The 12,706-nt window shown below is 33.4% G+C and carries 11 protein-coding genes; all 11 read left to right on the forward strand.

Annotated elements, in window-relative coordinates; genetic code table 11:
- Positions 1 to 2,274 (forward strand): PAS domain-containing hybrid sensor histidine kinase/response regulator (locus B2145_RS11575; protein ID WP_291102363.1); only part of this gene is annotated, 2,274 nt, incomplete at its 5' end.
- A gap of 2 nt (positions 2,275 to 2,276) precedes the next feature.
- Positions 2,277 to 2,711, forward strand: coding sequence for a response regulator (locus B2145_RS11580; protein ID WP_291102365.1), 435 nt, complete (start codon positions 2,277 to 2,279; stop codon positions 2,709 to 2,711).
- A 308-nt stretch (positions 2,712 to 3,019) separates the two neighbouring features.
- Positions 3,020 to 3,835: an ice-binding protein gene (locus tag B2145_RS11585; RefSeq protein ID WP_291102367.1), complete on the forward strand. Its 816-nt coding sequence runs from the start codon at positions 3,020 to 3,022 to the stop codon at positions 3,833 to 3,835.
- A gap of 248 nt (positions 3,836 to 4,083) precedes the next feature.
- Complete coding sequence (locus B2145_RS11590) at positions 4,084 to 4,917, forward strand: ice-binding protein (protein ID WP_291102369.1); 834 nt, start codon at positions 4,084 to 4,086, stop codon at positions 4,915 to 4,917.
- A 431-nt stretch (positions 4,918 to 5,348) separates the two neighbouring features.
- Complete coding sequence (locus tag B2145_RS17625) at positions 5,349 to 5,534, forward strand: Thivi_2564 family membrane protein (protein ID WP_349677711.1); 186 nt, start codon at positions 5,349 to 5,351, stop codon at positions 5,532 to 5,534.
- Between the two features lie 45 nt (positions 5,535 to 5,579).
- Positions 5,580 to 5,774, forward strand: a complete 195-nt coding sequence (locus tag B2145_RS11595) for a hypothetical protein (protein ID WP_291102372.1) — start codon at positions 5,580 to 5,582, stop codon at positions 5,772 to 5,774.
- A 423-nt stretch (positions 5,775 to 6,197) separates the two neighbouring features.
- Positions 6,198 to 6,419: a hypothetical protein gene (locus B2145_RS11600; RefSeq protein ID WP_291102374.1), complete on the forward strand. Its 222-nt coding sequence runs from the start codon at positions 6,198 to 6,200 to the stop codon at positions 6,417 to 6,419.
- A 329-nt stretch (positions 6,420 to 6,748) separates the two neighbouring features.
- The gene (locus B2145_RS11605) at positions 6,749 to 7,039 is read left to right on the forward strand and encodes a hypothetical protein (protein ID WP_291102376.1); all 291 of its coding nucleotides are present in this window, start codon (positions 6,749 to 6,751) and stop codon (positions 7,037 to 7,039) included.
- 229 nt (positions 7,040 to 7,268) lie between these two features.
- Positions 7,269 to 8,930 carry a L,D-transpeptidase family protein gene (locus B2145_RS11610; RefSeq protein WP_291102378.1) on the forward strand — a complete coding sequence of 554 codons (1,662 nt, stop codon included), beginning with the start codon at positions 7,269 to 7,271 and terminating at the stop codon, positions 8,928 to 8,930.
- A 197-nt stretch (positions 8,931 to 9,127) separates the two neighbouring features.
- Positions 9,128 to 10,174 carry a pesticidal protein Cry7Aa gene (locus tag B2145_RS11615; protein WP_291102381.1) on the forward strand — a complete coding sequence of 349 codons (1,047 nt, stop codon included), beginning with the start codon at positions 9,128 to 9,130 and terminating at the stop codon, positions 10,172 to 10,174.
- Positions 10,164 to 12,524, forward strand: a complete 2,361-nt coding sequence (locus tag B2145_RS11620) for a glycosyltransferase (RefSeq protein WP_291102383.1) — start codon at positions 10,164 to 10,166, stop codon at positions 12,522 to 12,524. Before B2145_RS11615 ends, B2145_RS11620 begins: the two co-directional genes overlap by 11 nt.
- The last annotated feature ends 182 nt before the right edge of the window (positions 12,525 to 12,706 follow it).

Raw genomic sequence — 12,706 nt, forward strand, 5'->3', positions numbered from 1 at the left:
GAATTGGCGTATCAAAATGATGAAAAAGAAAAACGCGCAGCAGAATTAGTTATTGCCAACAAAGAATTGGCCTATCAAAATGATGAGAAAGGAAAACGTGCCGATGAATTAGATATTGCCAACGAAGAATTGGCGTATCAAAATGATGAGAAAGGAAAACGTGCTAATGAATTAATTATTGCCAACAAAGAACTTGACTTTCAAAACATTGAAAAAGAAAAACGAGAAATTGAAAACAAAAAACTCGAAGCATTAAACTATTCGGCAAAATTAGCTTCGCAATATTCTCTCAGCCTTATCGAGGCAAGTCGTGATCCATTGGTGACCATAAATATCGAAGGCAAAATTACCGATATGAATGAAGCATTAGTGAACATTACCGGAATGATGCGTGAAGAACTCAAAGGTTCTGATTTCTTCGATTATTTCACGGAACCACAAATGGCAAGGGAAGTTTATCAGGAAGTATTTGCCAAAGGTTCTGTTGCCGATTCTCCACTTACACTTCGCCACAAAGACGGCAAATTAACCGATGTATTATTCAACGGTTCCATCTATAAAGACCATGATGGAAATGTAATGGGAGTCGTAATTGTCGCCAGGGACGTTACGGATCAAAAAAGAATTGCAACTGAGTTGATTGAGGCCAAAGTATTTGCAGAATTAGCAACAGGTATTGCCGAAGAAGAAAAAATAAATGCCGAAAACGCCACAATAATTGCCGAAAATGCCGTAAAAGCAAAACAACAGTTTTTGTCCAATATGAGTCACGAAATTCGTACGCCAATGAATGCGATTATCGGATTTACAAAAGTAGTTCTGAAAACAGATTTATCAGCCAAACAAAAAGAATATTTATCAGCCATAAAATTAAGTGGCGATGCATTAATCGTGCTAATCAACGATATTCTTGACTTGGCAAAAGTAGACGCCGGGAAAATGACTTTTGAAAAGGTACCTTTTAAATTAGCCTCTTCTATTTCGGCAATGCTCCATGTATTTGAAACAAAAATACAGGAAAAAAATCTGGAATTGGTAACGGAATATGATGACAATATTCCAAAAGTATTGCTGGGCGACCCCGTTCGTTTGCACCAAATTATTTTAAATTTGGTAAGTAACGCCATTAAATTTACTTCAAAAGGAAAAATCACGGTAAGTATTCGTTTGTTAGATGAAGATAGCGAATCCTCCACAATTGAATTTGCGGTTGCAGATACAGGAATTGGAATTGAAGAAAGTAAAATAGATTCTGTTTTTGACGATTTTCAACAGGCAACTAGCGACACATCAAGATTATATGGCGGAACGGGATTAGGACTTGCCATCGTCAAACAGCTAGTAGAACCACAAGGCGGAACCATTGCCGTAAAAAGTAAAATTGGCGAAGGCTCCACTTTTAGTTTTATTTTAAGTTTTCAAAAAACAACTATTGAAGCTGGAGTCGAAACTGAAATATTGGAATTAGATTCCGAAATCAATAACATAAAAGTCTTGGTTGTAGAAGACATTCCTCTTAATCAATTATTGATGAAGACCCTTTTGGATGATTTTGGTTTTGAACGCGATATTGCCGAAAACGGAAAAATTGCCATCGAAAAACTCAAAAAAGAATCCTATGACGTCATTTTGATGGATTTGCAAATGCCCGTAATGAATGGATTTGAGGCTACAAAATACATTCGAAATACAATGAATTTAAAAATTCCAATTATCGCTCTAACCGCTGATGTTACCACGGTTGATTTGGCAAAATGCAAAGAAGTCGGAATGAATGATTACATTGCAAAACCGGTTGATGAGCGAATACTATATAGCAAAATTGTGGGCTTGGCAAAAAGACCGGGACTTATCAAAGCTAATGAAACTGACATTATCAGTAAAAATGGGAACGGAAGTAAAATTGAAAGAGCAAAATCAAAATGCATCAATTTGGATTATTTAAATACCCGAACAAAATCAAATCCAAAATTAACAATGGAAATGATTTCACTCTATTTACAACAAACACCGCCATTAATAGATGCCATGAAACAAAGTGTGGCGGATAAAAACTGGTCTTTGTTAAGTGCTGCAGTTCATAAAATTATTCCTTCCTTTTCAATAATGGGCATAAGCTCGGATTTCGAAGATATGGCAAAAAAAATACAGGAATCTGCAAATACAGAACAATTCACAGATGAAACAGAAGGAATGGTCGTTCAAATAGAAACCATTTGCATGCAAGCTTGCGAAGAACTAGAAATAGAATTTAACATAATTAAAAATACTTAATCGTGAAAAACGAAAATAAAATTAAACTTTTCTTGGTAGATGATGATGCCTTATTTTTAAAATCATTAGAAATTGAATTTACGCAACATGCTGATTTTACCATTGAAACGTATGCAACAGGGGAACTTTGTGTAGCGCATTTATCGCACAATCCAGATGTAATTATTTTGGACTATCAACTGGATGGAATTGACAAAACTGCGATGAACGGAATAGAAACTTTGGATAAAATTAAAGCTATTAATTTTGATATTCCAGTGGTGATGTTATCCTCACAAGACAAAATTGAAGTAGCCATAAACTGTATGCACCACAAGGCTTTTGACTATGTGGTAAAAAGTGAAACTGCTTTTATGCGTTTGCAAAAAATAATTACTGCCATTTTTCAATATAAAAAAATGGAAAAAGAATTAAGTTGGTATATGGATAGAATGTAGTCATTCCCTCTCCTATTCGGCTTCGATTCATTAATCTACCTATTTACCTACACTGTCAATGATGCAATTTATTTTATAGATTGCATCATTCTTTTTTATAATTACTCCTCATTTTTTGCAAGAAGAAAATTATATTACCATAGTGAATAATAAGACTTATTTGCACCAGTGAACTTCCTCTTTTTCTCTTTTTATATTGCAAAATGTGTGAATGATGTAACTCTTATACAGAATTGTGTAACTTTTACGGTGATGAATTTTTCACCTTTGTTTTGTGATAATTAAGTCACATTCCAAATCTAAGTATAATGAAATTAAAAAATGTTTTTTCAGCCTTAGCAATGCTAATGGTTGTGTTAATGTCTAGTTGTGATCAAAATAATACCCCAACACCACCTTCTGGAACGGCTCAAGTAGGAAAAGTTGCTTTGTCTACAAGCAAGCTATCCGACGCTGTTCAACCAATAAGTGGTTCATTGGCTGGAGTAAATCTTGGGATTGCCGGTAATTTTGAAATTCTGTCAAAAACGGGAATTACGAGTGTTTATAAATCTACTATTACAGGAGATATTGGTACAAGCCCAATCACTGGAGCAGCTATGGTTGTAAATTGTGGAGAAGTGACAGGAAATGTGTATTCAGTTGATGCTGCGGGTCCTGCCTGTAAAACTACAAGTGCAACTATGTTGACTGCGGCTGTTGGTGATATGCAAACTGCCTACACTGATGCTGCCGGACGATCTAACCCTGATTTTCTAAATTTGGGCGCAGGGGATATTGGAGGAAAAACACTTACACCTGGTTTGTATAAATGGACGAGTGCACTTATCATCCCAACGGATATTACCATTTCTGGTAGTCCAACCGATGTTTTTATTTTCCAAGTTGCCGGTACTCTTAAAATGAGTTCTGCCGTTAGGATGACCCTTGCTGGAGGAGTACAAGCCAAAAATATTTTCTGGGTAGTTTCAGATGCTGTTACATGCGGAACAACCAGTCATTTTGAAGGAAACATTCTTGGAATGACAGGAATAAATTTGCAAACAGGTGCAACAATAAACGGAAGAATGTTGGCGCAAACTGCTGTAACCCTTCAAATGAATACTGTTACACAACCACAATAAATCAAAATCAAAATCAAAATATCAAAAGAGGCTGACCTTGTAGGTTAACCTCTTTTTTCTTTCCTTATAGTTTCCTTAAATAGCTTTTGCCCTTTTATATCTCGCCTCTCTCCTGTTTTTTTATTCTTTCTCCATACAGAAAACTGTGTGAATAACACAACTTTTGCCCAAGATTGTGTAACTTTTTTAGGCATCAAATAGACCATCTTTGTTCTGTGATAATTATGTCACATTTAATAATAATAAAAATGAAAATAAGAAATGTATTCACAACCATGGCAGTGCTATTGGTTGTGTTAATGTCCAGTTGTGATCAGAATAATGACACCACTCCGCCTTCCGGAACTGCTCAAGTAGCAAATTCAGTTGCTTTGACTTCAAAAGTGTCTGCAGTTGGGAAATCAGTTAATGGTAAAACAAAAAGCGGCTCATTGGCTGCGGTAAATCTTGGGATTGCAGGTAATTTTGCAATTCTGTCAAAATCAGGAATTACAGATGTCTATAAATCAGCTATTACTGGCGATATTGGGTCAAGCCCAATCACTGGTGCCGCTGTTTTAGTTAGATGTAACGAAGTGGTAGGGACAATATACACAGTCGATGCTGCTGGTCCGCTTCCATGTAGTATAACTAATGCTACAAGATTAACTACGGCTGTAGGCGATATGCAAACTGCATACACTGATGCAGCTGGACGATCTAACCCTGATTTTCTGAATTTGGGTGCTGGGAATATTGGAGGAAAAATACTCACAGCTGGTTTGTATAAATGGACAACTGCCCTTAACATTCCAACGGATATTACTATTTCTGGTAGCTCAACTGATGTTTGGATATTCCAAGTTGCCGGTACTCTTAAAATGAGTTCTGCTGTTAGGATTACCTTAGCTGGAAGAGCACAAGCTAAAAATATTTTCTGGGTAGTTTCAGATGCCGTTACATGCGGAACAACTAGTCATTTTGAAGGAAACATTTTGGGAATGTCAGGTATTAATTTACAGACAGGTGCAACAATAAACGGAAGAATGTTGGCGCAAACTGCCGTAACCCTTCAAATGAATACTGTTACACAACCACAATAAATCAAAAGAATCAAAATATCAAAAGAGGCTGACCTTGTAGGTTAACCTCTTTTTTTTTTAAATAGTTTCCTTAAATAGCTTTTGTACTTTTATAAATTGCTGTGGTGTTGGCAATTAACATTTTTTGTCAGATGTCCACTTTTGCAACTTTTCTAATATTTCTATTTATGGGAACCTTTATGACAGTGCAATCTTTCTTTTTACTGCTACATTCATACTTGACAACAAAGGTATACAAAGAACTGATGGGAGGCAATACCAATGTGATAAGGAGATATTTACCAGATAAAAAATAGTGTTACTTAATAAATAGTGCTCATTTTTATTATTCGGAAAGATTATCTGTGAATAACGCAACTTTTTTTTTAATTATATAACACATATGTAAATTAAAAGGATTATTTTTGAATTAAACTTATAAATCTTTTTTTATGCCAATATTCAATATCTTACTCGTATTAATTATTGTTGGTGTTCTTCTATGGCTTGTCAATACGTTCATTCCCATGGATGGCAAAATCAAAAAAATATTCAACGTTGTGGTTGTAATTCTTGTAATTGTATGGCTTCTCAAGGTATTTGGGCTATTAAACTCCTTGGTGGGTATGCATGTATAAAAAAATCAGTTTTCTATCACAGAAAATCTTTAAAAATTAAATATTATGAATATCAAAAGAATCTTTGGGGCATTACTTACAGCCCTCGGAATAGGTGGTCTTATTTATACTGCTGTAGTGTTTACCAATACTTCAGGAGGTACTCGCGATGTTAAAGAGCTTATCATTTACGGAGTACTTGGTCTAGTATTCTTCGTTTCAGGCATTAGCCTTGTACGTACAACAAAAGACGAATCATAAAGTAAATCTTTGTTGGAACACTATTATTAAATGCGTGATAAAAGCAGATGAGCAAAATGCTGAATTCTGCTTTTGGTTCATGCTAACATTTTCTTCATTCAAAATAAAAAATTATTTCTTCAACACAGTAAAAAAGGAAGTGACTTCGGTTATGGAGTATATACATTGCTGGGATAAAATCTCTCTGAGCCTTTCGGAATACGGGGAAAAGTTATATACAGTTTCACTCGTCCAGAAATTTGTTTACTGAATTTGTGGTTACCACTACATTTGTTTTTTTGATATTTTACTTTTTTTTTAAGAAAACATTAAACTTTTCGGTGACCGTTCATTAAGCAATTAGGATTTATAAATTATAAATTAACTAGCTATAATCTAATGATTACAAACCTTTTAATAAGTTAAATCTAAAAAATTAAAAATATGCAAACAAAAACTTTAGGAATCGCAATTATTACAATAGGAATAATTATGATGGTATATACTGGTTTCAATTATGTAACTACTGAAAAAGTAGTGGACTTAGGTCCAATAGAAATAAACAAACAAACGAATCATCCTGTCCAATGGTCCCCTATCATTGGCGGAGTACTTCTCATTGGAGGCATTGTAATTCTTGTCCTTGATAAAAAAGGGCGTACTTAATATTTACGTAAAGCAAATTAGATTGTTTAACATGTGAATGATGCAACTTTTTTCAAGAATTGTGTAATATATTTAAATCCAAATCTTCTCAACTTTGTAGTGTCAATTTTGATCAAAGCAGATGAAAAAGAAAGCAAAAAATTAAAGCTTGACTATTCAACAGACAAAAGACGAGGAAAACTAATTTTCTTTAAAATCCTTTTTCTGCCAACGGTACCTTTTATGGCAAATATCATAAAGAGATTTATATAAGTCCTTAGGAATTATCAGTGGAGAATGAAGTGAAAACTCAAATAATTTAAATAATTTAATTCATTAAAAACAAGATCATGAAAAAATTCATTTTTTTAATCAGTATGGTAGGACTCTTACCATTCTTTAATTCCTGTTCAGCAGGTTATGTTTCAGAGGAACCCGTGTATCAAACATACAATAGACCTCAACGCCCTAGCAATGATTACATTTGGATAGACGGCGGCTGGAATTGGAACAGCAGAACAAATTCATACATCCAAATTAATGGTAATTGGGAGAAAAATAATTATGGCCGTAAACACAAACAGGGTCATTGGGAAAAAAACGAACATGGCTCTCGATGGGTACGAGGTTCAAGAAGATAATGGATACCTAAAGTTCCATAAATAAAATTAAATTTTACTTATAAATTTGGATTTACCGAAGAGGTTGTCAAAAAATGAGGTTAACCACAAAGTATAGTAGAAGTCATATAGACTCGTATTATATTGTTATTTAAAATCAGCATAATGTATTCTTGTTGAATGCCATTGCACAATGTGTGGTTAATGATTGCTCTTTTTTTGACATCCTCTTTTCATTAAAAAAACAAACATGAATTACATCTCCATTTTTTCGTCTAATTCCAAAAGCAAGATTGTTTTTGTTTTATTGATTGCTTTAACAATATTGGGATGCAATAAGAAAAGCAAAGAATTACCTAAATCAAGTATTTATACAAACCAAAATTATACTGATTTATCTCTAGATGAATCTGCAATAAATTCCTATTTTAAAACCTTTCCCGAAGGGGACAGCATTAAAAATGAAGTGAATAAATTCTATAAAAGACGGGATTATCAATTTGCTTGGTTCAATAAAAAAGGGATGACGGTAGCCGTATCCAATTTTTATAACCAAGTACAAAATTATAGTGCTGATTTTGACAATAAAAACTTTATAAACAAGCGACTGGACTCATTAATCTATTATATAAAAGCGGAAAAAGAAAATTCTCTCATAAAAGAAAATCGCGAAGAAGAAATGGAAATACTGCTTACAACCACCTTTTTTAAGTATTCTAAAAAAGTGTATGGAGGGATTTCAAAAAGCCCGTATGAACTCGATTGGTTTATACCAAGGAAAAAGAAAAATTATCAAGTGTTACTCGATTCATTGGTCGTTTCAAATAAAGGAGAAAAGATCCTGGAACCGGTAAATCATTATTACGTACAATTAAAAGCAAAACTTAGGGAATATCGTGAAATTGCTAAAAATGGTGGTTTTCCTATTATCATTACCACTAATAAACTTATCTCAATTTCAGAAAGTGATTCGTGTTTACTCAATATAAAACAACATCTATTCTTAACGGGTGACCTGAAAGCAAATGACAAGACCATTATTTTTACAGAACAATTGGCCAAAGCGGTTATGAATTTTCAACACCGCATGGGATTGGATGAAAACGGAAAATTAAATACTCAAACCATAGTCGAATTGAATAAGCCTATTGAATTTCGAATTAAACAAATGATGTTGAATTTAGAGCGACTGCGATGGGTTCCGGTAGAAATGGAAAACGAATTTCTGCTTGTAAATATTCCTGAATTCAAGTTGCATATTATTGAAAACGGCAAGGTCGTCTGGACCACAAATGTCGTTGTTGGAAAAGATGCCAAACAAACGAGTATTTTCAAAGGAAATATTTCACAAATCATCCTTAATCCATATTGGAATATACCCAATAGCATCATAAGAGATGAAATAGTGCCTAATATAAAAAAGAATTCCAATTATTTGGAAACCAACAATATGGAAGTGCTTTCCGGCAATAAAGTCATAGATCCGTCAACGATAAACTGGAATAAATACGAAAAAAATATTCCTTATGACATCCGACAAAAACCTGGTAAAAATAATGCATTAGGAAAAATGAAGTTTTTATTTCCCAATAATTTCAATATTTATTTGCACGATACCCCTTCAAAAAGTCTTTTCAACGAATCAAAACGTGATTTCAGTCACGGATGCATAAGAGTTGAAGACCCAAAGAAATTGGTGTTCTATTTCCTTCGAAAGGATACGAATTGGAACCAGAAAAAAGTTGATTCCATTCTTAAAACTGATGAAAAATTTGACATTCAAGTAAAGCCTTCAGTACCGGTATATATTGTTTATTTCACTTCCTGGGTTGACAATGCCGGGCAATTGAATTTCAGAAATGATATTTATAATTTAGATGAGCAACTATCCAATGAAATTTTTGGAGAATGATTTTTTTTTGGTTTTTGGTTAGGAGGCTGTCTTTTTTGAGACAGCCTCTTTTTTTACTTTAAATAAGAACACAAATATAACACCTCTTAATATGTGAATATTGCAACTTTTTACTAAAGTAATATAACTCTTTATTTTTATTTAAAATCGACCTTTATAATTCCTTATTATGAAGAAAATCAAATAATTAATTAGTTATGATAGCAGTAAAAAAAGACGGAATAATACTCGAGAAAACAACCCTTCCTTTTGAAAATGAAGGCGTGTTAAATCCAGCCGCCATTCGCGAAGGTGATTTTGTTCATATGTTTTATAGAGCAGTAAGCGAAGGAAATCATTCCTGTATAGGCTACTGTAAATTAATGGGGCCTTTAGAAGTAGAACAAAGGATGAATGTTGCTTTGATTTCTCCTGAATTTGAGTATGAAAAACACGGCATTGAAGATCCAAGAATCGTAAAAATTGAAGATTTGTATTACCTCACCTACACGGCTTATGATGGTGTAAACGCATTGGGGGCATTGGCAACTTCTAAAGATTTAATTCATTTTGACAAAAAAGGAATCATTGTTCCCAAAATTACCTATGAAGATTTTAATCGTTTGGCAGAAATAAAAGGGGCAATAGACGAAAAATATTATCGTTTCAATCAGCACAATCATATTATTGAAAAGGAGGGATTGAAAATGATGCTCTGGGACAAAGATGTTATCTTTTTTCCAAGAAAAATCAATGGCAAGTTGTGTTTCCTTCATCGCATTCGTCCCGAAATACAAATTGTCGTCAAAATCGATTCATTGGATGATTTATCCAAAGAATTTTGGCAAAAATATTTAATCCGTTTTAAGGATTATGTTGTGCTTATACCAAAATATGATGAAGGGATTAGTTATATCGGAGGCGGTTGCCCACCAATAGAAACCGAATTTGGCTGGCTAGTCATTTATCATAAAGTTATTACTTCGATAGATGGCTATGTTTATTCCGCTTGCGCCGCTTTATTGGATATTGAAAATCCTCAAGTTGAAATTTCCCGATTGCCTTATGACTTATTTAAACCCGAAGAAATTTGGGAATTAAAAGGCGAAATAAACAATGTGTGTTTTCCAACAGGAACAGTTGTTTTTGATGATACTTTATATATCTATTACGGTGCAGCCGACGAAAGAATTGCATGTGCATCAATGAGTTTATCCGGATTATTAAAAGAATTAATGTTAAATAAAAAACAAGATGAGAACTAAAACAGCAATCAATACTAAGCATTTGCTTTCCATAAAAAAACAACTTCAAAATAGTTCTGACAGCAAATTAAATTTAATAAGAAACGAAAACAAGTTGCCTGAAATTTTATTTATCACCACTTTTCCTCCACGAGAATGTGGCATTGCAACGTATTCCCAAGATTTAATTTTGGCACTAAAAAACAAATTCAAAAAATCGTTTGCCTTAAAAATTGTTGCTTTAGAATTAGAAAATGAAAAGCACAAATATAAGGATGATATATATGCCGTTTTAGAAACTGACAATCCAAATTCGTATTTGGAATTAGCGGAGAATATTAATGAAAATACTACTATTGAAATCGTTTTAATTCAACATGAATTTGGATTGTTCAGAACAAACGAAGCCGATTTTATGTCCTTTTTAAAATCGATCAATAAACCAATAATTGTAGTTTTTCATACCGTTTTACCCCGTCCGGATGAAAAGTTTAAAAAGCAAGTTCAGCAAATTAGTAATGCTGTTGATGCATTTATCGTAATGACAAATACATCCGCAAAAATATTAGAAAATGATTACGTTGTTTTGCAGAATAAAATCACTGTAATTCCGCACGGAACGCATTTAGTAGAGCATTCTGACAAAGAAGTTCTCAAAGAAAAATACAATTTATCAGGTCGAAAAATCATTTCAACCTTTGGATTGTTGAGTTCCGGAAAATGTATTGAAACTTCTATAGAGGCGCTGCAAACCATTGTTAAAGAACAACCAGAAGTGTTGTTTCTTGTCATCGGAAAAACACATCCAAGTGTTGTTAAAAACGAAGGTGAAAAATACCGAAATTCGCTTGAAGCCCAAATTATTGCATTAGGATTGCAAAATAATGTTAAATTCATTAATCAATATTTACCATTAGATGAGCTATTGGAATACTTGCAACTAACGGATATTTATCTTTTTACAACCAAGGATAGAAACCAGGCCGTAAGCGGTACTTTCTCTTATGCCATAAGTTGCGGTTGTCCCATTATTTCTACTCCAATTCCACATGCAATCGAAGTATTGCAAAACGGAACCGGAATTATTATCGATTTTGAAAACCCAAAACAATTAGCCCAACAAGTCATTCGTTTGTTGAATGATGAACAATTGCGCAAAAGCATTGCTGCAAATGGCATTCATAAATTAGCCCCAACTGTTTGGGAAAACTCGGCAATTGCACACGCTTTGCTGTTTGAAAAAATGGGAAATAAAAGAATAGCTTTACATTATAAAATTCCCAAGATCAACTTCAACCATTTCAAAAATTTAACGACCCCATTTGGAATGATTCAGTTTTCTAAGATCAACCAACCTGATTTAGACTCGGGCTATACTTTAGACGACAATGCACGAGCTTTGGTGGCGATTTGCCAACATTATGAATTGACAAATGATGCAGTTGATTTAGAATACATCGAACTTTATTTCAATTTTATAAAATTCTGCTTTCAATCTGATGGTTATTTCTTGAATTATGTAGACGAAAACGGAAAATTCACAAACCAAAATAGTGAAAACCTCGACGATGCTAATGGAAGAGCGATTTGGGCTTTGGGATATCTAATTTCGATAGGTGCTATTTTGCCAACAGGATTATATGAAAAAGTGGTTTTAACCATGCAAATAGCGTTGTTAAATGTTCGTGAAATTCATTCTACTCGAGCAATGGCTTTCATCATAAAAGGGATTTATTATAGTAATTTGAATAACAATTCTATTCAAAATATATCTTTAATACAACATCTTGCCAACAAATTAGTCCAAATGTACAAACACGAAGCAGACGCGAACTGGCAATGGTTCGAGAGTTATCTTACGTATGCCAATAGTATCTTGCCAGAAGCGATGTTGTGTGCCTATTTAGCAACGGATGAAAATATTTATAAGGAAATTGCAAAGAAATCCTTTGATTTCTTGTTGTCAAAAACCTACAGAAACAAGAGCATCAAAGTAATATCAAACAAGGGTTGGCTAACCAATGGCGAAGAATTAAATTATGAAAAATTGGGTGGTGAACAACCTGTAGACGTTGCTTATACTATTCTTGCTTTGAGCAAATTTTACACTGCTTTCGGGAAAGAAAAGTATTTACAAAAAATGGAAATTGCTTTCAGCTGGTTTTTAGGAAACAATCATTTGCACCAAATCATCTACAATCCTTGTACTGGAGGTTGTTATGACGGTTTAGAAGACCATTATATCAATTTGAATCAAGGTGCCGAATCAACAGTGAGTTATTTAATGGCAAGACTTACGATGGAAAAACATTTGAACTTTAAAAACAAAAAGACACTGACAAAAAGGTTATTTCCAGAAATTACTAATTAAAATCATGCCTTTACGATTTAAAATGAGCTAATTATGAAGCTATTAAACTAGGAATTATATAACTTTTATCAAAAGTTATATAACAATTTAACTGTCCAATTTATGGAATTTTACAAAGTAGAAAATTAATAGTTATTAATTTCTAAATAAAAATAATCAATGTTGTTTAGTCAAGAGAAGAA

The sequence above is a fragment of the Flavobacterium sp. UBA5153 genome (assembly GCA_002413745.1).
In the GTDB taxonomy this organism is placed as follows: Bacteria; Bacteroidota; Bacteroidia; order Flavobacteriales; family Flavobacteriaceae; genus Flavobacterium.

Bases quoted from the DNA above. Each gene is read 5' to 3' on its own strand.
- B2145_RS11595 (WP_291102372.1), top strand. From the start codon at position 5,580: ATGAATATCAAAAGAATCTTTGGGGCATTACTTACAGCCCTCGGAATA.
- B2145_RS11605 (WP_291102376.1), top strand. From the start codon at position 6,749: ATGAAAAAATTCATTTTTTTAATCAGTATGGTAGGACTCTTACCATTC.
- B2145_RS11610 (WP_291102378.1), top strand. From the start codon at position 7,269: ATGAATTACATCTCCATTTTTTCGTCTAATTCCAAAAGCAAGATTGTT.
- B2145_RS11620 (WP_291102383.1), top strand. From the start codon at position 10,164: ATGAGAACTAAAACAGCAATCAATACTAAGCATTTGCTTTCCATAAAA.
- B2145_RS11590 (WP_291102369.1), top strand. From the start codon at position 4,084: ATGAAAATAAGAAATGTATTCACAACCATGGCAGTGCTATTGGTTGTG.
- B2145_RS11600 (WP_291102374.1), top strand. From the start codon at position 6,198: ATGCAAACAAAAACTTTAGGAATCGCAATTATTACAATAGGAATAATT.
- B2145_RS11615 (WP_291102381.1), top strand. From the start codon at position 9,128: ATGATAGCAGTAAAAAAAGACGGAATAATACTCGAGAAAACAACCCTT.
- B2145_RS11585 (WP_291102367.1), top strand. From the start codon at position 3,020: ATGAAATTAAAAAATGTTTTTTCAGCCTTAGCAATGCTAATGGTTGTG.
- B2145_RS17625 (WP_349677711.1), top strand. From the start codon at position 5,349: ATGCCAATATTCAATATCTTACTCGTATTAATTATTGTTGGTGTTCTT.